The organism is Micromonospora sp. NPDC005197, from assembly GCF_040608295.1.
Taxonomy (GTDB): domain Bacteria; phylum Actinomycetota; class Actinomycetes; order Mycobacteriales; family Micromonosporaceae; genus Micromonospora.
Genome location: NZ_JBEXHY010000026.1, coordinates 24,584 through 44,384, shown reverse-complemented (window position 1 = coordinate 44,384; position 19,801 = coordinate 24,584). Strand labels below are relative to the sequence as shown.

At 71.5% G+C, this 19,801-nt stretch carries 16 protein-coding genes; 6 read left to right on the top strand and 10 right to left on the bottom strand.

Annotated elements, in window-relative coordinates; translation table 11 throughout:
* Nucleotides 1-9: 9 nt before the first annotated feature.
* On the top strand, nucleotides 10-1,479 hold the full coding sequence (locus tag ABZU46_RS12310) for an O-antigen ligase family protein (protein WP_354856771.1): 1,470 nt from the start codon (nucleotides 10-12) through the stop codon (nucleotides 1,477-1,479).
* A gap of 37 nt (nucleotides 1,480-1,516) precedes the next feature.
* Here the strand turns inward: ABZU46_RS12310 and ABZU46_RS12305 are convergent, their stop codons facing one another.
* From ABZU46_RS12305 to ABZU46_RS12290, 4 genes are read right to left on the bottom strand one after another with little or no spacing between them, the layout of a single operon-like run.
* Nucleotides 1,517-2,770, bottom strand: coding sequence for a glycosyltransferase (locus ABZU46_RS12305; protein ID WP_354856769.1), 1,254 nt, complete (start codon nucleotides 2,768-2,770; stop codon nucleotides 1,517-1,519).
* Nucleotides 2,767-3,954: a glycosyltransferase gene (locus ABZU46_RS12300; RefSeq protein WP_354856767.1), complete on the bottom strand. Its 1,188-nt coding sequence runs from the start codon at nucleotides 3,952-3,954 to the stop codon at nucleotides 2,767-2,769. The genes ABZU46_RS12305 and ABZU46_RS12300 overlap by 4 nt, the downstream gene beginning before the upstream one ends.
* Complete coding sequence (locus tag ABZU46_RS12295; protein WP_354856765.1) at nucleotides 3,951-5,378, bottom strand: oligosaccharide flippase family protein; 1,428 nt, start codon at nucleotides 5,376-5,378, stop codon at nucleotides 3,951-3,953. The genes ABZU46_RS12300 and ABZU46_RS12295 overlap by 4 nt, the downstream gene beginning before the upstream one ends.
* On the bottom strand, nucleotides 5,375-6,340 hold the full coding sequence (locus ABZU46_RS12290; RefSeq protein ID WP_354856763.1) for an NAD-dependent epimerase/dehydratase family protein: 966 nt from the start codon (nucleotides 6,338-6,340) through the stop codon (nucleotides 5,375-5,377). Before ABZU46_RS12290 ends, ABZU46_RS12295 begins: the two co-directional genes overlap by 4 nt.
* 168 nt (nucleotides 6,341-6,508) lie before the next feature.
* Here ABZU46_RS12290 and ABZU46_RS12285 point away from each other — a divergent pair, with 168 nt between their 5' ends.
* A complete protein-coding gene (locus ABZU46_RS12285) occupies nucleotides 6,509-8,539 on the top strand; it encodes a hypothetical protein (protein WP_354856760.1) in 2,031 nt (676 codons plus the stop codon).
* Between the two features lie 27 nt (nucleotides 8,540-8,566).
* On the opposite strand, the gene ABZU46_RS12280 is transcribed toward ABZU46_RS12285, so the two are convergent.
* On the bottom strand, nucleotides 8,567-9,085 hold the full coding sequence (locus ABZU46_RS12280) for an acyltransferase (protein ID WP_354856757.1): 519 nt from the start codon (nucleotides 9,083-9,085) through the stop codon (nucleotides 8,567-8,569).
* Between the two features lie 129 nt (nucleotides 9,086-9,214).
* Nucleotides 9,215-10,381 (bottom strand): glycosyltransferase, encoded by a 1,167-nt coding sequence (locus tag ABZU46_RS12275; RefSeq protein WP_354856754.1) that lies wholly within the window; start codon nucleotides 10,379-10,381, stop codon nucleotides 9,215-9,217.
* Nucleotides 10,382-10,619: 238 nt separating this feature from the next.
* Here ABZU46_RS12275 and ABZU46_RS12270 point away from each other — a divergent pair, with 238 nt between their 5' ends.
* Nucleotides 10,620-11,333, top strand: a complete 714-nt coding sequence (locus ABZU46_RS12270; protein ID WP_354856803.1) for an acetyltransferase — start codon at nucleotides 10,620-10,622, stop codon at nucleotides 11,331-11,333.
* Here the strand turns inward: ABZU46_RS12270 and wecB are convergent.
* Both wecB and ABZU46_RS12260 read right to left on the bottom strand, forming a co-directional pair.
* On the bottom strand, nucleotides 11,262-12,386 hold the full coding sequence (gene wecB, locus ABZU46_RS12265; protein WP_354856752.1) for a UDP-N-acetylglucosamine 2-epimerase (non-hydrolyzing): 1,125 nt from the start codon (nucleotides 12,384-12,386) through the stop codon (nucleotides 11,262-11,264). The genes ABZU46_RS12270 and wecB overlap by 72 nt on opposite strands.
* 55 nt (nucleotides 12,387-12,441) lie before the next feature.
* Nucleotides 12,442-13,689, bottom strand: a complete 1,248-nt coding sequence (locus ABZU46_RS12260) for a glycosyltransferase (protein WP_354856750.1) — start codon at nucleotides 13,687-13,689, stop codon at nucleotides 12,442-12,444.
* 214 nt (nucleotides 13,690-13,903) lie between these two features.
* Between ABZU46_RS12260 and gmd the strand changes: the two genes are divergently transcribed.
* The 3 genes from gmd to ABZU46_RS12245 are packed head-to-tail and all read left to right on the top strand — an operon-like array spanning nucleotide 13,904 to nucleotide 17,255.
* Nucleotides 13,904-14,917 (top strand): GDP-mannose 4,6-dehydratase, encoded by a 1,014-nt coding sequence (gmd, locus tag ABZU46_RS12255; RefSeq protein WP_354856749.1) that lies wholly within the window; start codon nucleotides 13,904-13,906, stop codon nucleotides 14,915-14,917.
* The gene (locus ABZU46_RS12250) at nucleotides 14,914-16,134 is read left to right on the top strand and encodes a glycosyltransferase (RefSeq protein ID WP_354856746.1); all 1,221 of its coding nucleotides are present in this window, start codon (nucleotides 14,914-14,916) and stop codon (nucleotides 16,132-16,134) included. Before gmd ends, ABZU46_RS12250 begins: the two co-directional genes overlap by 4 nt.
* Entirely contained in the window at nucleotides 16,131-17,255 is a 1,125-nt protein-coding gene (locus tag ABZU46_RS12245; protein ID WP_354856743.1) for a DegT/DnrJ/EryC1/StrS family aminotransferase, read from the top strand. Before ABZU46_RS12250 ends, ABZU46_RS12245 begins: the two co-directional genes overlap by 4 nt.
* A gap of 57 nt (nucleotides 17,256-17,312) precedes the next feature.
* On the opposite strand, the gene ABZU46_RS12240 is transcribed toward ABZU46_RS12245, so the two are convergent.
* The gene (locus tag ABZU46_RS12240) at nucleotides 17,313-18,584 is read right to left on the bottom strand and encodes a hypothetical protein (RefSeq protein WP_354856741.1); all 1,272 of its coding nucleotides are present in this window, start codon (nucleotides 18,582-18,584) and stop codon (nucleotides 17,313-17,315) included.
* Nucleotides 18,581-19,786 (bottom strand): hypothetical protein, encoded by a 1,206-nt coding sequence (locus tag ABZU46_RS12235; RefSeq protein ID WP_354856740.1) that lies wholly within the window; start codon nucleotides 19,784-19,786, stop codon nucleotides 18,581-18,583. Before ABZU46_RS12235 ends, ABZU46_RS12240 begins: the two co-directional genes overlap by 4 nt.
* Nucleotides 19,787-19,801: the final 15 nt, after the last annotated feature.

The window sequence follows — 19,801 nt, the reverse complement described above, 5'->3', positions numbered from 1 at the left end:
GGACATCACGTGGGAAACCGGATAGGCCAACTGGGCCTGCTCGTCGGCGCGGCGTGTCTCGTGGTGGTCACCACCATCGCGGCCATCACCGTCCCGTTGGTCGCGACCGGGTTGGTGGCGCTGGTGCTGCTGCTCGCCTTCACCCGGCGGGTGGACGGCTGGCGGTGGATGCTGGCCCTGACCATGGGCCTCCTGGTTTGCGCCTCGTCCAATATGCCGGCGCTGGTCGAGGCCAGCTTCTATCCCCGGTACGCGGCGGTCGCCGGCCTGGTCCTCTGGGGGCTCTGCCTACCGGGCCGAACGCCGGCCCGCACCGATGTCTGGACCCGCGTGTTCGTCGCGGCGCTCTGGGCGATGGCCGGCCTCGCCACGGTGAGCTTCGCCTGGTCGGTGGTTCCGATGGAGACCCTCCAGCGGGGTGTCGCGCTGCTGCTGCTGGCCGCCCTGGTGCACGTCCTCATCCGGCGGCGGTGGCCAGACCGGACGGTCATGATGGCTGACCTGCACGTGGTCTACCTGGTCCTCACGGCGTCCATCGTGGTCAGTCTCGGCATCGGCTTCGCCGACGGCACGCTCGTCGCGGCGACCTCCAGCGTCACCCGGTTCCAGGGCCTCTTCAACAACCCGAACATGCTCGGCATCGTCTGCGCCCTGACGATCCCGTTGGGCTGGGCGGTCTACCGGCAGTCCCGGCGGCACGTCGCACTGCTCGGCATGATGCCGGCCGCCGCCAGCCTCCTGCTGTCCCAGTCGCGTACCGCGCTGATCGCCGTGCTCGTCGGCGCGCTCTGGCTGGTGCTGCGCTACGGGTTCGGCCGGATGGTCCGGCTGGCCGCGGGGGTGACCGCCCTGCTGCTGATGGCACAGCTGCTGAACCTGCTGCCCACCATCTTCGCCGCACCCTGGATGCGCCAGTTCGCGCTGCGTTTCACCGACCCGACCGGCGGCGACCTGTCCAACGGGCGGACCCAGATGTGGCAGGCGACGATCGACCTGTGGTGGCAGAACCGCCCCACGCTGGGCTTCGGGTACGCGTCGCGGAACCACCTGTTCGAGCTCGCCAGCGCCGACGAGTTCTTCGGCGCCGTCGGCGTCAGCGTGGTGCACAACAGCTACCTCCAGTTGCTGCTGGAGTTGGGGCTTGCCGCCGTGCCGCCGCTGCTACTGCTGCTGCTGGCCGCCGGGCGGGTAGTCCTGCGGGCGCCGGTACGCCGGGCCGACGCGGGTCTGGTCTGGCTCGTCGTCACCGGCCTGCTGATCCAGGTCACCGAGTCGGCGATGTTCGGCACCGGCCAGACCTACCCGTACGTGTTCTGGACCGTGGTCGCCGCCGCGCTGCTGCACCTGCCGAAGAAGCGGAACCCCGTCGACCGGGACGCCGCCGTCCGCGCCGGCCTGCCCCACGCGGAGGCACGCCAGCGGCGGGCCGGCGTGTTCGACGACGAGGCGCCGCGCCGACCCACCGCCGTGCTGCGCTAGCTGTTTCCCAAGGGCGGTCGAGCCGAGGGGCGTCGGCTCAGTTGTCCCGGCCCGCCGTCACGAAGGCGCTCACCCGGTCCCGCCAGGCCCGGTAGTCGAACGACTCGCGGGCCCGCGACCGGGCCGCCGCGCTCATCGCCGTCCACTCCTCGTCCCGCAGCCGCAGCGCCCGCTCGATCGCCGACCGGACATCGTCCGGGCCGTTGCCGTCGAGCACCAACCCCTCGACCCCGTCGTGCACGTAGGCGGCCAGGTCACTGGTGTGGTTGAGCAGCACCGGGCATCCGGCGGCGAGACTCTCCGGCACCTTGGACGGAAATCCGCTGGCGGCGTAACCGCCGGAGGGGCGGACCAGCATCGAGAAGTGCGACTCCGACAGCAGGGTCAGCACGGTCTCGCGCGGGACGCGACCGAGGAACCGCACGTCGGCCGAGACCGCGTCCAGCACCCCGACGTCCAGGTCCGAGTGGGCGGCGGCGTCCGCGGCGCTGACCCCGGCGATGGTGAGGCTGACCCGACGCTGGTGCTCCGGGGCGAGCCGGCTGACCCCCCGCAGGATCACGTCGAGCATGTCCTTGCGCCCGGGAGTGCCGGCGTAGAGCAGGCGCAGGCCGTCGCTGATCGCTGGTGGTTGCGGCGCCCGGAACTCATCGCAGTCCACCTGCGGCGGCACCACCAGCACGTCCAGGCCGTGGCCCGTCAGGTAGTCGGCCAACGTGGTGGAGACCGCCGTGGCCCGGTCGACGAGCCGGGTCGCCAGGAACGTCGACCAGCGGTGCCGGACGAAGTACGGGGTGAGCCAGCCGCGGCGGAACTGGTGTCGGTCGTGGCGCTCGCTGGCGTCCACCACCACCGGGCAGCGCAGCACGAGGCGCAGGGTCGCCCAGTTGCCGAGGGTCAGCAGGGCCATCGGCAACAGCACGACGCTCACCTCGCCGCGCCCCACGCCGGCCCGGCGGACCGCCCGCAGCACCCGCAGCGGTCGGGCCAGCCGGGCCGACGCGCGGGTGAGGTGGTGCCGACCCCGGATCCGCAGGGTGACCAGGTCGATGCCGGCCACGCCGGACTGCCCGGCCGGGACAGCCACCTCGCAGGGCCAGTCGTTGACGACAAGCGTCTGCGTGCCGTCGGGCGCGGCGGACCGGGCGAGCTGCAACAGTCGGTTCGATGTGGCGTCCCCATGTGGGAAGGCGTACGCGCCCACCAGCAGGGGACGCGGCCGGCCGGCCCGCCCGGTCGATCCCGCGTCCAGAAGTGGTTGCCGGCCGATCACGGTCGTCTGGTCGTTCATCTCTCTCCTCGTGTCGAGAAGGCTGGCGGTCGGGGTCGCACCGGGCGGTGCGGGCGGGCCGACGCCCACCGTCGGTAGATCGTCAGGTGGGTGGCGGCCGCCGTGTCGATGGCGAAGACGCTGCGCGCGAACCGGTCCGCCGCCGCCGAGGCCGAGGTCTGCTCGGTGTACGCCGCCGCCGCGCACACCGCGCTCGCCCACCGCCGCGGCGCGGCATCGGTGTCGACGATGGTCACGCCGGGCAGGTGCTCGTCGATGAAACGCACCCCCGGCAGGTCGGCGGCCACCGTCCCGACGCCCAACGCGACGGGCTCCAGCACGCCCCCGGGCAGCCCTTCCAGGCAGGACGGGTGGATCACCACGTCGGCCTGGCTCAACAGCCCGCCCACGTCGTCACGCGGGCCCAGCAGGTGCACCCGGTCGGCGAGACCGGCGGCGGCCGCGGCCACCCGGACGCGCTCGTCGTCGGCGTCGTCGCCCGGCCCGACGAGGACGGCGTGCGCCTCCACTCCCCGGGCCCGCAGCTCGGCGAGGATCGGCGGCAGGAGCGAGCGCCGCTTCTCCGGCGAGGCCCGGCCGACGCTGACGCAGACCAACTCGGCCGGGCGCGCGCCGATCAACTCGCGTAGGTCGTCCGGGCTGGGTAGGCGGAGCCGGTCCAGGTCGAGTCCGTTGAGGACCACCTGACAGCGGGGGTCGTCGCGCCAGCGCGGATCGTAGGCGAAGGTGAGCGAGCTGGGCGAGACGCCGAGGATGTCGGTGGCGGAGATCCGCAGCAACCGTCCACAGATCCAGCGGTAGACGCGTCGGCGCAGGTTGCGGTGCTGGTTGTCGTCCCCCCGGAAGTGGGCGACGCGGCCACGCACACCGCACAGGGCGGCGAGCGCGAGCAGCACCCCGGAGAAGTTGGCGCAGTCGACGTGCACCACGTCCGGTCGCAGCCGCCGCAGCAGGCCCAGGAAGCGGGCGACGAAGCGGAGGTCGAGCGGGATCGGGGTGACCGAGCCGCCGTGCCGGCCGACCACGCCGGCCAGCGGGCCGGGACCGATCCGGTCGCTGAGCGTCACCAGGTGCACCTGGACGCCGGCGGCGGAGAGCCGGGGCAGCAGTTCGGCGGTCCGCATCTCGGTGCCGCCGAAGTTCAGCTCACCGACGACCCGCAGCACCCGGCACTCCCCGGTCACGTCGGCTCTCCCCTGCGCAGCGCCCGGCGGTACCCCACCAGCGCGGCCGGCCACATGGTGAGCACGTAGGCGAGGCAGGCCGCCACCGGCAGACCGGCGAGCCCGAACTCCCGCAGTGCCCAGACCTTGAGAGCGGTGGCCAGCAGCAGGAACGTGGCCCAGCCGACGAACTGTGGCCGGAGCAGCCCGATGCTGTTCTGCACCAGGATCAGCGGGGAGGTGACCGCGATCAAAAGGGACCAGCTCGCCAGCCCGATCAGGACGCTGACCGGGATTTCGGCGCGATCGATGCCGCCCACCCAGAGGTCGATCAGCCGGTGTCCGTAGCCGACCAGCACGACCCCGATCGTCCCCACGATCACGCCGTAGAGCAGCACCATGCGTTGCGTGTTGCGACGCACCCAGGCCACCTCGCCCCGGGCCAGAGCCGCGCCGTTGACCGGCCAGACCGTCATGCCGACCAGCCCCACGAAGATCGACAGGGCGCCGAACAGCTTTCCCACCACCGCGTAGTGCGCCGCCGTGGTGGGCCCGAGGACGTTAGCGACCAGCGGGCTGTCCACGTTCAGCGCGATCGCCGACATCGTGGTGAGTGCGAAGAACCGCAGACCCAGCCGGAGCAGACCGACGGCGGTGGCCCGGTGCACGAGTTTCGGGCCGGGCCGCGGCCCGCGATCCTGGAACCAGAAGTAGGTCACGCAGTTGAGCAGGTTGGTCACCGGCACGGCCAGCACCGCGCAGGCGATCACCGCCAGTGGTTCCCACCCGGCGGCGATGGTGCCGAGCACGGCCACCATGGCCGCCAGCGCCCCGGCCGACTGCCAGATGTTGCTCTGTACCACCTGGCCGCGGGCGTACTGGATCCGCTGGATCAGTGAGAGCGGAATGTTGACCACGAAGGCGCCGAAGCAGAGCAGGACCAGGGCGGACGCCTCCGCGGCGACACCCGGGTCACTGACGTTGAACAGCCCGGCCCAGGGCACCGCGGGGACCACCAGCACGAGACCCACCAGCAGCGCCACCGCGACCACGCCGAGGGTGGCGAACGCGCTGGAGACCTCCCGGGCCTGTTGCCGGGGGTCGTCGGCCAGGTGACTGAGCCGGGTGAGCAGCCCGTTGCCCAGCCCCAGATCGGCGAACCACGCCATCCCGGTGAGGGCGGTGACCGCCATCCACAGGCCGTACCGCTGGTCGCCGAGAAACCGGAAGCAGGCCGGGGTGATGACCAGGGGGGCGGCCAGGCCGATACCCTTCGCCACCATCGCGGCGGCGATGCCCACGGTGACCGTGCGGTCCCGATCCTTCGACGCCGCCGAGGTCGGCGCGCCGGGCGCGGCAGTGGTGCCAGCCGGTGGCGCGGCAGTCGCGACCGCCGCCGCCGCGACCACCGGCTCCGGTACGGCCCGACTCGCTGCCCGGGTCACCGAGGTGCGGCGGCTACGGCACGCTCGGCGTCCAACCGACCGGCCATCCACTCGACGGTCGCGCGCAGGCCCTCCGAACGGGCGACCGGTGCGACGTCCGGGAACAGCTGCCGCAGCGTGGCGTTGTCGGCCAGGGAGTGCGCCACGTCGCCGGTTCGCGGCGGCGCGTACTCGCGGGCGATCGGCCTGCCGCACAACCACTCAAGCTCGTCGAGGACCCGCAACAGGCTGGCCCGGGCGCCGAAGGCGAGGTTGACCGGGTGCGGGTGGTGCACCCGGCGGCGGAGCGCGTCGACGATGACGTCGCAGACCGTGCCGACGTAGGTGAAGTCGCGCGACTGCGTCCCGTCGCCGTGCACCACGGCGGGTTCCTCGCGCAGCGCGGCGTGCACGAAACGGGGGATCACGGCCGCGTACGCGTGGTCGTGGCGCTGCCCCGGGCCGAACACGTTGAAGAAGCGGAAGGCCAACGTCGGCAGCCCGAACGACGCCTGGTGGGCCAGGGCGTACGCCTCGGTGGCGAGCTTGCTGGCCGCGTACGGGCTCATCGGGCGGGTCCAGGTCAGCTCGGTCTTGGGCAGCGCCGGGTTCATGCCGTACACCGACGAGGACGACGCGACGAGGACGTGCCCGACCCGGTGTCGCCGGGCCGCCTCCACCACCATCAGGGTGCCGGTCGCGTTCGCGTGGTGGGAGGCCAACGGGTCGCTCAGCGAGCGGGGGACACTGGGCAGCGCGGCCAGGTGGACCACCGCCTCGCAGCCTGCCATCGCGGCGTCCAGGGCGGCCGGGTCCAGGATTGAGCCCTCGATCAGCTCGACGTCCAGCCCGTCGAGGTTGGTCCGTAGCCCGACCGAGAAATCGTCGAGAACGGTGACTCCACGGATGGTGGGCTCGACCATCGCGGCGCGGGCCAGGTTGGACCCGATGAAACCGGCTCCGCCGGTGATTAAAATGCGCATAAAAACCCCCGTTTACGCCAGAACACCTGTTCATCGACTGAACACCGCCGGCGTGACGGCGACGGCGAAAAATTCACTCTGTCCGGGTGCTGACCGAAAAGGGGCAACTCCGCTCCGAAGGCGCACAGTGAGGTTCGTCGTCAGCGTGTTCGCGGTGGAGGTGCCGACATGCCCGAGCTGATCGTCTACCGGTCCAATGCCCTGATGTCCGTCCGGTCGCGCTTCGACAGCACCCGTGACCTGGTCATGCCCGCCAACCTGGCGTACGCCGAGGCGATGGTCGGCATGTGGCACGCCGGTCTCCCCCAGGTCACCCTGGTGCCCTCGACCGCTACCGACGCCCAGGTGTGGCCGGTGATGTCCGCCGTCGGGACGAAGATCCATGACACCGCCGACGACAACTGCCCGATCAACACCGGCTGGTCGTACGTCGGCGGCAACCACGGCTACAACGTCGGCAACCAGATCGTCGTCACCAACCACGGCAAGACGACAGTCGACGTGGGCTCGCAGTGGACCGACGGAACACGCACCTTCACCCTGCTGGCCATCACCAACGCGAACAGCCTGCTCTTCGGCAACCCGTACACGATCGTCGACGGCATCGCGCAGGGCGCCCGGGTCAAGCCGGCCGCGCCGCTCACCCACCTGTCGGGGGCGACCCACACGGCCACCGTGCCGATCACGGGTCTGACGCCCGACGTGCAGATCCGCCCGGCCACCCACTCCCACACGGTGGCTGTCGAGCTGGACGGACGACCGGTGCCGGACGGCCGGTCCACCGGGCAGGAGCTGACGATCCGGGAGTCCTACCTGATCCCGTCCTACCGGGGGATGATCGACACAGCCAGGGCGAACATCGGCACACCCATCGCGACGATCATGTCGCGGATCCCGTCCCTGTGCCGCATCTCGAACGTCTACCGCTGGTCGCAGGGCGGCCTGCTGATCGGACAGACGGTGGCCGCGCTGGAGCGGTTCACCCTGAACGCCGGAGTGACCCAGTGCGGTCCGTTGACCCCGGTGGCCGGCGGTAGCCGCCGGCAGTTCATGCCGAACGTCGGCACGGCCGGCGGCCTGAACTGGTCGGTGTGGGCGAACATCGACACGCTCGCGGCTCTCACCGACTTCACCCCGGCGACCCTGACGAACCGGCTGATTCCGGCGAGCAGCATGACCCAGTGGGTGGTGAACAGCGGCCAGGTCCAGCAGTGGGGCATCGCCGTCGGGTTGCTGCCGGTCGCCGACGGCGTGCCCGAGATCCGGGCCCGCTACACCACGGCCAAGGGCTGGTTCATCACCTCCAGCCTGAAGAAGAACTATCCGCAGTTGGTGTGGGGTCGCACCATGGAGGCCGGCGAATCCGTGACCGGTACCGCCTACCGGCGCTACCTGGCGCCGCCCTCGGCGGCCACCGAGATCGTCGTGTCGGACTCCACAGACGACTTCGTGATGATCGAACGGGTCGAGGCGGTCGCCCAAGCCCAGATGCCGGCTCCGCAGCTGTTCCACCGGCTGCTGGTCCCGGCCGGCCCGACGAACCTCACCGTGCCGGACCGGGTCGCCGTCGGCGGGATCTCGTACAGCATGCCGGTCCCCACCGGGTACGGGATGTGGCGCGCGGAACCCGACCCGGCGTCGGTGGGGCCGCTCCCCGGGGTGACCGGCCCGCGCGGTAGCTACTTCCTCGTCCTCGCCGGCCCGACCGAGCCCGTCACCTACACCGGCAGCTACCAGTCGCTGCTGCTGCACCCGATGTACCTGGCGGAGCCCACCCCGGTCGACCGGGTGTGCGTCGAGGTCACCGCGACGGGAACCGGGACCATGCGGCACGGCGTGTACGCGCACGATCCGGCGACCGGACGTCCCGCCGTCCTCGGCCCGATCGCCGACTTCGGCAGCGTCGCCGTGACATCCGTCGGCGTCAAGGAGTCGGTGTTGAGTGTCCCCGTGGTGCTGCCGGCGGGCTGGCACTGGTACGGGCACGTGTGGCAGACGAGCGGTGTCACCCCGCCCACGTTGCGGGCCAGCAGCGCCGGCGCCGCCACCACCACCCTCAACCTCGGCACCAGTTCGGCGGCGATGACCGGGGACCGGTTCGGTTACGAGGTGACCGGGACGACCGGCGCGTTGGGGGCGATCACCATCGCCGGCGTCCACCAACTGCCGCCACCACGGGTCGCGTACCGGCGGGCCTGAGCTGTCGGTCGCGGCCGGCGGGCGGGGTCAGACGGTGGTGACCCCGTAGATCCTCTTCATCGCCTCGTGCTTCTCCGGGACGGGAAGGTGCCCGATGCCAAGCGACTTGGCCTGCAACCGTTCGAGGTACTCGTCGGTGGTCCGCAGCGGTCGCGCCGGGACACCGGCCGCCACCGTGTTGTCCGGGATGTCGCGCGTGACGATCGAGCCCGCCCCGATGACGCACCGGTTCCCGATGGTGACGCCGGCCAGGATCATCGACCGCATCCCGATGTAGACGTCGTCGCCGATCGTGATCGGGGCGGTCCAGTCCAGGTCGGGATGGTCCTTGCGCAGGATCAGGGTGCCGCCGTCGTGCGTGACGAACTGCACCTCGGAGGTGATGTAGACGTTGTTCCCGATGGTGATCAGCCACGGCTCCGAGCCGAACATCGCCCGGCTGACGCCGTAGAACCTGACCCGTCCGGTCAGCTTCACCCCCAGGGACCGCGCGAACGCCTCGGGGTCACGGGTGGCGGCCAGGTGGTCCCGGACTCGTCGGACCATCGTACGAACGCGACTGGGCACGTGCTGTCCTCGCTCATCGGGCCTACCGGGGTGGCGGACGACGGACCCACCCACGCGGGCCCCACCATTGCAACGAGGTAGCTCCAGCCCGAGTGACGGCGAGCCGGGTCAGGCGCAGAATCGCCGGGCGTGGTCCAGCACGTTGAGTTCCCGGAGCTGCTGTCGCCAGAGCTGGTACCGCCGGCCCGCGGTCTCCTTCGCCTCGGCGCGCTCCCCGGCCGAGCGGTCGGCCAGCCGGTCGAGGGTCTCGCTCAGCGCGGCCGCGGTTGCCGGCCGGACCACCGCTCCCCCGCCGTCGGCGATCAACTCGCTGAACGGCGTCGCGTCGGAGCAGACCACCGGGCAGCCGGACGCCAGGCTCTCCAGGATGACGTGCCCGTAGTTCTCGCCCAGCGTGGGGAAGAGGAAGGCGTCGTATCGGCTGAAGGTCGCCATCACCTCGTCCGCCTCGAGTTCCCCGAGGTAGCGGACCCGTACGTGGTCGGGCATCGCGTCGATGAGGCGCCGGCAGCCCGCCCAGTACTGCTCGTCCTCCCGCGGACCGTAGATGTCGAACTCCAGCGGGTGCGTGGCGCCGGCGACCGCCTCCAACGCCCTGGTGAGGTTCTTCATCGGGGAGATCCGGCCGACGAACACCAACCGCAGCGGCCCGTCGTGGGCTACGGCCCGGGGCGCCGGCAGCTCCGGGATGGGGCACTCGTTGCCATTCACCATGATCTGCGCCCAGGGCATGGCGGCGCGGATCTGCTTCTCCTCCAGCCAGCTGCACGCCTGCCAGCGCACGTCGAGCCGATGCAGCAGCGGGGCCCAGACCGCCAGGAAGAGCCGCTTCTTGCGCGACTTGATGGCGAGCGCGCCGGGCGAGAGCTCGCCGCGCGGGGCCAGCATGATGGCGCGGACGCGTACCAGTCGCAGCGCCACCGCCAGGATCGGCAGCACCGAGAAGAGCGACCAGAGGCTGTTGACGTAGATCAGATCGACCGGGCGGGACCGGACGTGCCGCGCGAGTCGGACCCAATGCCGCAGCGCGAACGGGCCGAGGTAGAAGACGGCGCAGCGGTCGTCGCGCCGCACCAGTCGACCGGACAGGCCCGGGTAGGGTGCGGACGAGCAGAGGTCCCGGTCCCCGGTGACCAGTGTGACGTCGAGGTCGTCCGGCAGGGTGTCGAGGATGAACCGCAGGGAGCGGATCGGCCCGCCGCCGCGAAAGCCTGGCTCGAACACGCGAGCGGTGGCGAGCACCCGGTACCCGGGCGCGGTCGTGGATCGCGCCATCCTCTGTGGTGTCTCGGCACGGTCGGGGAGACGCGTTCCTGCCAACTCATTCACCTTCGACTCACCTTCCAGACTGCTGTCCCGGCGTCGGCGCGGGCACGCCAGTGCCTGGCACACGCGAGGATTGACGGGAGCGCCGGCACTCGCCCGTCACCATCGGCGCCGGTAACCGGTTCAGATGACGGAGAGCGGCCAGCGTTCTCCGTAGCCGAGGGAGCCGCGGTTGACGACCGACGTAGTGATCGTAGGCGCGGGCGGGATGGGCCGTGAGGCATATGGGGTAATTCGGCTGTTGAACACCATTGCGAAGAATGCGCCGCCGTGGCGGATGCTGGGCTTCGTCGACGACTACCCCACCGAGTCCAATGTCGAGGCGGTACACCGCCTCGGCGTCGCCTTCCTCGGCCCGACCCGGTGGCTGGCCGCCCAACCCGCCAGCACCCACGTGGTGCTCGGTGTCGGGCATCCGAGGTTGCGTCGCGAGACCGACCAGACCATCGCCCGGTACGGCCTGCCGGCGGCCACAGTGGTGCATCCGGCCGCCGAGATCGGCCCCGACTGCGTCCACCAGCAGGGGTTGTTCGTCGCCGGTGGCGCCCGGGTGACCACGAACGTGCTGCTGGGGCGGCATGTGCACCTCAACCAGAACTGCACGGTTGGGCACGACAGTGTGCTCGGCGACTACGTCTCGGTCAATCCGCTCGCCGCGGTCTCCGGGTACTGCCGGCTGGGGGACGGCGTCCTGGTGGGCACCACCGCCGCGATCCTGCCGAAGCTGACCGTCGGCCGGGACGCCACAGTGGGCGCCGGCGCCTGCGTGACGCGCGATGTCCCCCCGGGTGTCGTGGTGACGGGTGTGCCGGCCCGGCCGGCGGCCGGCTCAGCGGCGGATGCCCGCCCAGTCGTGATGGCGGCGCACCGTCGACAGGATGAAGTCGACCACCCGGCGTGACGTGTCGGGGACCTGGTAGTCGAGCGGACAGGCGACCGAACCCTCGGCCACCTGCGCCACCACCACCCGGATGGCCTCGACGACCCCGTCGGGCTCCAGGCCGGTCATCACGATCGCCCCGCTGTCCATTGCCTCCGGACGCTCGATGGACTCGCGCAGGGTCACCGCCGGGAACCCGAGAATCGCGGCCTCCTCGCTGACCGTGCCGCTGTCGGAGAGGGTGCATCGGGCATGCCGTTGCAGGGTCACGTAGTCGAAGAAGCCGAACGGCTCGTGGAAGGCCACGCCGTCGAGGTGCAGGCCGTCGCCCGCCAGCGCCTCAAGCCGTTTGCGGGTACGCGGATGCGTGGAGACCAGCAGCGGCAGCCGCCACTCGTCGCGGACCACCCGCAGGCACTCCAGCAGCCGACGGAGCCGGTCCGGGTGGTCGACGTTCTCCTGCCGGTGGGCGCTGACGACGAAGTAGCCGCCCGGTTCGAGTTCGAGTTGGGCCAGCACGGTGGACCGCTCGATCTGCCGTCGGTAGTGGTCGAGCACCTCGCGCATGGGTGAGCCGGTGTGCAGGATGCGGCGCGGATGCAGCCCCTCGGCGAGCAGGTTGCGTCGAGCGTGTTCCGAGTAGACCAGGTTGAAGTCGGCGATGTGGTCGACCATGCACCGGTTGGTCTCCTCCGGCACGTTCAGGTCGAAGCAGCGGTTGCCGGCCTCCATGTGGTACACCGGCACGTTCATCCGCCGGGCCATCAGCGCCGAGATCGCGCTGTTGGTGTCACCGAGCACCAGCAACGCGTCCGGGCGCAGCTCGGCGATCGCCTTCTCGGTGCCGACCAGGACGGCGCCGAGGAGGTTGCCGAGCGATTGGGTGTCGGCGCGCAGGAAGAGGTCCGGCGCTCGGACCCCCAGCTCGCTGAAGAAGACGTCGGAGAGGGACGGGTCCCAGTTCTGCCCCGTGTGCACCAACGTGTGGTCCACGGTCCGATCGAGCGCGTCGATCACCCGGGCCAGTCGGATGATCTCCGGCCTGGTTCCGACGACGGTCATCACGCGGGTCACTTGACGCCTCCTGGTGGCAGATGTGCGGGTCGTGGAAGGCAGGGCCGGGTACGGCTCACGGGGTCCGCCCCTGCGGCGGCACCCGGTACGCAGGGTCGCGGATCACCCGCCACGCCTGGTCGAGGACGCTGATCGGCGCCCGGCTCGCCCGCCAGCGGCGGTAGGCCTCTCCCGCCTCGACCCGGGCCGCGTGCCGCTGCTCGGGGGTGGCGGTCGCCACCTGGGTGACGAGGGCACCCAACGCCGCCGCGGTCAGCTCGGTGAGGACCAGCCCGCCGCCGTCGCGCAGCACCGCCGTCCAGGGTGTCCGGTCGGAGCAGAGCACCGGGCAGCACGCGGAGAGGCTCTCTGCGATGGCGTTGCCGTAGTTCTCCCCCCGGGTCGGCATGACGAACGCGTCGTAGCGGAAGAAGGTCGCGCGGACCTGCTCGGGTGGCAGCTCACCCCGATAACTGACGGTGACCGACTCGGGCAGCTCGGCCAGGTGCTCCCGGCAGCGTCGCCAGTACGCCTGGTCCTCCACCGGGCCGTAGATGTCCAGCCGCACCGGCACCGGCACCGGCACGAAGGCGAGCGAGGCCAGCACCAGGTCGAGGTTCTTCATGGGCGAGATCCGCCCGATGAAGACCAGCCGCGCGTGGTGGGTCGCGGGTGTCGCGACCGGCGACTCGTCCGGCTCGGGGCCCCGGCTGACCGCGACGACACCGATCCGCGCCCGGGGCAGCACCCGCTGGATGTCGTTGGCCTCGACCGGCGTGGTGGCGTGCCACAGCACCCGAGGGTCGAGCAGCATCCGCCGCCAGGCGGTCAGGAAGACCCGCTTACGGAGTCGGTGCACCTGGAGCGCGGCCGCGCCGAACTCACCCCGGGGGGCGACCAGGATGCGGCCCACCCGCAGCAGACCGAGCCGGGCCGCGGCCATCGGCAGGATGGAGAAGGTCGACCAGACGCTGTTGACGTACAGCAGGTCGTACCGGCCGACGCGTAGCGAGCGCCAGAGCGACCGCCAGTGCCCCAGCCGACGTACGCCGAGATAGAAGACGTTCGTCCGGCCGACCCGGGCCCAGCGACCGGAGAGCCCCGGATAGGGGTCGCGGCAACCGAGGTCGCGGTCACGGGTCAGCATTGACGTCTCAATGTCGTCACTGGCCAGGGCGAGCACCTCGGAAATGGACCGGACCGGCCCTCCAGCCCGCCAACCGGGAGCGAAATAGCCGGCGGTCACCAGGACGTGGAATTTGCTCTCGTCGACAGTCGCCGGCCTTTCTCGGGTGTCCGCCGCGGGGGTGGGATCGCCGGCCATCCTCGCTCCTCGCTCGTGCCACAGGATCGATTCGCCTAACGATCGGATGCTCGATCCGTGACTGAGCCCTCCTCCGAACTGAGCTGCCGCGACTGGGCTGCGCAGGGGCCGCGAAGAATAAATTCCGCCAGTTACATGAAACCGCAGGAGTGCCGACTCCGAGAGCGATATAAGGATCCGGCGGGGAAAACCGGCCCAGCAGGAGAGGGACTTCATGTCACGAACGGCACTCATATCCGGCATCACCGGTCAGGACGGCAGTTACCTGTCGGAGTTCCTGCTCGACAAGGGATACACGGTGCACGGCATCAAACGGCGGTCGTCCTCTTTCAACACCGAGCGGATCGACCACGTGGACGTCCATCCGCGCAGCGGTGACGCCCGACTCTTCCTCCACTACAGCGACCTCTCCGATCCCGCCTCGCTGACCGCGCTGATCCGCGACATCCGCCCCCACGAGATCTACAACCTGGGCGCGCAGAGCCACGTCCGGGTCTCCTTCGACATCCCCGGGTACACGGCGGACGTCACCGGACTCGGGGCGCTGCGCATGATGGAGGCGGCCCGCTCCGCCGACGTCGGTTGCCGGTTCTATCAGGCGTCCTCGTCGGAGATGTTCGGCTCGAGCCCGCCGCCGCAACGCGAGGAAACCCCGTTCCACCCGCGCAGCCCGTACGCGTGCGCGAAGGCGTACGCCTACTGGTCGGCGGTGAACTACCGCGAGTCCTGGAACATGTTCTGCGCCAACGGCATCCTGTTCAACCACGAGAGCCCACGCCGGGGCGAGAACTTCGTGACCCGCAAGATCACTCGTGCGGTGGCGCGGATCGAGGCCGGCATCCAGGACAAGCTCTACCTGGGCAACCTGGACGCCGTTCGGGACTGGGGCTACGCACCGGAGTACGTCGAGGCGATGTGGCTCGCCCTCCAGCAGGACACCCCGGACGACTACGTGGTCGCCACCGGCGAGGGCCACACAGTGCGCGAGTTCGTCGAGGCCGCGTTCGACCGGGTCGGGTTGGACTGGCAGCGGTACGTAGAGCTGGACCCCGCCTACTTCCGCCCGGCGGAGGTCGACGCCCTCATCGGCGACTACTCGAAGGCCCGACGCAAGCTGGGCTGGGCCCCGAAGACGCTCTTCAGCGACCTGGTCCGGGTCATGGTCGACGCCGACCGGCAGCTCCTCGAGGACGAGCGGATGGGCCGACTGATCCGGGTGGACCGGTGAGGGTCGCGGTCGACGCCGCACCCATCCGCCCCGGTCACGCCGCGGGGCTCGAAGCCTTCACCTACGGCCTGCTGACCGGTATGGCCGCCGACGACTCCTGCGACCTGCGGGTGAACATCCTGCGGGGCACGCTGGCCGAGTGGCGGGACCAGGTGCCCGACGCGCGGATCGGCTGGACCGAGGTGGCGCAGCCGCTCCGTTCCGACAACCCCACCGGCCAACTGCTGCGCCGGTGGACGCCGCGGGCCGTGCGCAACTCCCGTACGGTCCGCACGGCCGTCAACGCCATCCGGCAACGGTCCGTCATGCGGCACACCGACGTCGACGTCACCCTGTTCCCGTTCCACTGTGCGCCGATCGGGTCGACCAGATCGGTCGTCGTCCTGCACGATCTGCGCCACCTGGGGGCCGAGTTCCACGCCCCCGGCTTCGCGGCGGTGATCCGGGAGAATGTGGCCCACGCGGCGGCGATCGTGGTGACCTGGCCCCATCCGTACCGGGAGACCCTGCGCCTCTTCCCGGAGGCCGCGGAGCGGACCGTGCTCATCCCCACCCCGGCGTTCCAACCCGCACCGGAGCAGGCGCACACGCGGCCCGAACCGGGGCTGCTGGTCTATCCGTCGTCCACCGCGGAGCACAAGAACCACGCGACCCTGCTGGAGGCGATGGCGCTGCTGCCGGAGTGCCGCCTGATCTGTCCGGGGCCGCTGGTCGAGCCCGAGGCGAGCCGGTTGCTCGCCCGCGCCGCGCAACCCGACCTGCGCGGCCGGGTGTCCTTCCCCGGCTACGTCAGCCTGGACGAGCTGAACGCCATCTACGCCCGAGCGGACGCGGTGGTCGTACCCTCGCTCTGGGAGGCGGCCAGCGGCGCGCTGCTGGAGGCGTTCACCTGGGGTCTCCCGGTCGCCTGCGCCGACGTCGAGCCGCTGCTCGACCAGCTGGAGTTCAATCGCGCCGAGGCGGCGGTCTTCCGGGCGCGGGATCCACTGTCCCTGGCCGCCGCGGTGCGGCACCTGCTCGACGAGCGGGAACGCTACGCCGCCGCCTCCCGCCGGGCGAACGACCGGCTGGCCGGGCGTACCTGGGCGGCCACCGGGCGCGACTACCTGGACGTCCTGAGCTGGGCCGCGCGGGGCGGATCGGGTCCGGTGCCACGGTCCCCGTTCGTCGCCGAGGCCGCGAACGACGCCGTCGACAGCGGAGAGGTTGGAACATGAGCATCGCGGAGGACACCTATCCGGTGGCCCGACCGAGCCTCTCCACGTTGGAGGAGCGGTACGTCCTCGACGCGCTGCGGAGCGGGTGGATCTCCTCACAGGGCCCGTACCTGCGTGACTTCGAGGAGCGTTTCGCCCGTCGCTGTGCCGCCGACACCGCCGTGACGACCAGCAACGGCACTGTCGCGCTGCACCTGGTCCTCGCGGCGGCCGGCATCGGGCCGGGGGACGAGGTGATCGTGCCCGCGCTGACCTACGTGGCGACGGCCAACGCCGTCGCGTACTGCGGCGCGCGCGCCATCTGTGTGGACGTCCTACCGGAGAGCTGGTGTGTCGACCCCGCCGGGGTACGCGCCGCGATCGGCCCGCATACCCGGGCGGTCATCGCCGTCGACCTGTACGGGCACCCGGCCGACTACACCGCGCTGCGCCAGCTCTGCGACCGGCACGGTCTGCTCCTGGTCGCCGACGCGGCCGAGTCGTTCGGCGCCACCCTCGACGGGCGGCCCACCGGATCGCTCGCCGACGTCACAACGTTCTCGTTCTTCGGCAACAAGGTGCTCACCTCCGGCGAGGGCGGCTGCGTGACCACCTCCGACGCGGCCCTGGCCGACCGGATGCGCCTGCTGCGTAACCAGGGCATGGATCCGCACCGGCGGTACTACTTCCCGGTGCTGGGCTACAACTACCGGATGACGAACCTGTGCGCCGCGGTGCTCTGCGCCCAACTGGAGCGGGCCGACGAGATCATCGCCCTCCGGGACCGGGTGATCGCCGGCTACGAGGAGCAGTTGGCCGACGAGCCGGCGCTGTCGGCGCAGCCGGTGGCCGCCGGAGTTCGCCGGGCGCCCTGGATGGCGGCCTTCCTCGTGGGGGCCGAGGGGGACGCGACGTCCCGGGACGCGCTGGCCCGGGCGCTCGCCCGGCTCGGCGTGGAGACCCGCCCGTTCTTCGTGCCGATCCCGGACCTACCCGCGCATCGTGATCCGGGCGCGGACTGTCCGGTGACCGAGGACCTGAGTCGGCGCGGCATCAACCTGCCCACGTACGCCGATCTGGCCGAACCGGCGGTCAAGGCCGTGGTGGAGCGCGTCCGCGCCGCCCTGGCCACCATCGCCTGACCCGCCACCCGACCCGTCACCCGACCCGCGCCGACCCCGTCGGCGCGGGTCCGGCGGTCAGACCGGTTGGACGACCGGTGGGCGCTCCACCGCCCGGTCGGACAGCAGCAGGAGATAGCTGCCGCCCCAGGCCACCGCGCTGAGCAGGGCCAGCACGACAAGCGCGCCGGCCGCCCCGGGCGCGCCGAACAGGACCGCCCCGGCGACGACCGCCGGCACACGGAGCCCGCCGAGCAGGATGCCGAGCACTATCGCCCGCCGGCTCGCCCGCTCGATCCGCAGCCCGGCGAAGCCGATCGTGGCCGGCACGGCGAGCAGGCTCTCCAGCGCGAGCAGTACCAGCAGGCTCCGGGCGACGGTCCAGTTGGCGCCGAGCAGTTCCTTCCCGACCGCGTCCGGCAGCAGGGCGACCACGATGGTCAACGGCAGAACGGCGGCGGCCACGAGCAGCGCGAGCCGGACAGCCGCCCGAGTCCGCACCGCGCGGGACTCGGCCCGGGTGCGGGCCAACTGCGGCAGGATCAGCGTGGCCGCGGTCGACAGCACCAGGTTGACCGGCCCCAGCAGCGTGCGCCCGGCGCTCAACGCGCCGACCACCGCCGTGCCGGCGACCAACGCCACAGCGGTCAGCGCCAGCTGCGCCGACCCGGTGGTCAGCAGGAACTGCGCACCGAACCCCGCCGCGACGCGGCTCTCGGCGCGGCCGACCCGCCAGCCGGGCACCAGCGCGTACCGGCGCCGGGCCGCCACGACCACGCCGATCAGAGCGCCGCCGACGGCCCACAGGGCGAAGACGTACGGCGCGTCGATCACCCGGAGCAGGCCGGCCAGCGCGGCACACCCGGTGAGCACCGCCCAGGCGATCTCCTGGGCCATCGCCGCCGAGGGAGCGCCGATGCCGACGGCGACCGCCTTGGTGTAGTCGTAGAGGACCAACCCGGGCAGGGCGAGGCCCGCGAACAGCAGGTAGGTCGAGCCGTACGCCACGCCGGCCGCGCCGACCAGGGAGCCACCGACGAGGCCGAGCAGGATCGCCCGCCGGGCGGCCGGCGCGACCCCGATCCCGGTGGCCAGCACGGTGTCGGTCACTGTGCTCCGCACCAACCCGGAGCCGACGATGTAGAACGAGAAGGCCAGGGCGAACTGACCCAGCCCGCCGACCGACTCCAGTCGGGTCACGGTGATCGCCAGCAGCAGGTTGCCGCCGCTGGAGAGCCCGCCGACGACCAGCGCGAGCAGCGCCCGGCGACCGGTGCGTGGACCGTCCGGAGCGTCGGCCCGGCCGACGGCGTGCCGGCCGACCGCGTGCCGGCCCACCCGTACGGTCACCGGATCGCGCCGCGGGCGGTGGGCAGTCGGCCGGTGCCCGCGTTCTTGCGGGCCCCGTGCAGGGGGCGGCGGGTGAGCCCCAGGAGGACGAAGACCGGCAGCGCCGCCACCACGTGCTGCAGAAAACTGATGGTGGAGTCCGGGTAGGTGTTGGACCAGAGCAGCGGGTCGAAGAGCACCAGGCAGAAGAGGCTCAGCCGGACCGGGCCGGGCGGCCCCCGCCAGCGCAGCAGCATTGCCGCCACCGCGGCCCAGAAGGCGTGCACGGCGACCACGCCGACCGGGCCGTCGAAGAACCAGATGTTGCCCAGCAGCAGGAAGGTGTAGGCCGACGTCGACCCACCGCCGATGTACAGGTTGATCCGCTGCCCGGTGGAGAGCACCGGCCGGTCCGGGTCCAGCACCCGGGGCACCAGCCCGTACCGCAGGTAGTCGGTGACCCCGGGCTGACCCAGGTCGACCGGGACGTCGAAGCCCGCCACCACACTGAGCTGACTGTCCAACCGCAGTCGGTCCGTGGCGGTGACAGTGGTGTCCACCGCGACGCCGCGATCCTCCCGAATGTTGTTGCGGTGTTCGAACACGGCCGGCCAGGCGAGGAAGAGCACCACCGCACAGACCACCAGGTAACGCAGTCGGAAGACGCCGCAGAGCGCTCCGGTGGCAGCCATGAAGAACGCCAGCGCGACCAGCGGAGCGGTGACTGCCGTCAGCAGGGCGACGTAGAGCTCCGCGCCGACGAGGACGGCCAGCCAGCCGTACAGTTTCACCCGCGACAGCCGACCGCTCAGGTGGCTGGCCACCAGCAACGCGAAGCCCAGGGCTGTCCACCCCGAGAAGAGCGTGCTCACCATTGCAAGTGGCCCGTCGGTCAGGTCACCGGCGACCTGGTTGACGATGGTGCCGCGCCCGAGGTGGGCCCCGAGCACGTTGGCGGTGATGCTGGTCAGCGTGACCACGATTGCCACCGGGTAGAGCCGCGGGTACCGGGCGTGGGCGCGCCGGAAGCCCTCCCGCCAGCGCGGGTCGGGCCGCCCGAGCAGCCGCCCGACCGTTTCCACGGCGGCGCTGCCCAGCACCGCGAGCCCGACCAGGGAGACGATGAAGCCGGTCTCCGGATTCCGGTAGAAGACCGCTGTCGGCAGGATGAGCAGCGCGTACGGGGCGAGCACGACGACGGTCACCGGGTAGCAGCGGAGCACCCGACCGACGAGATC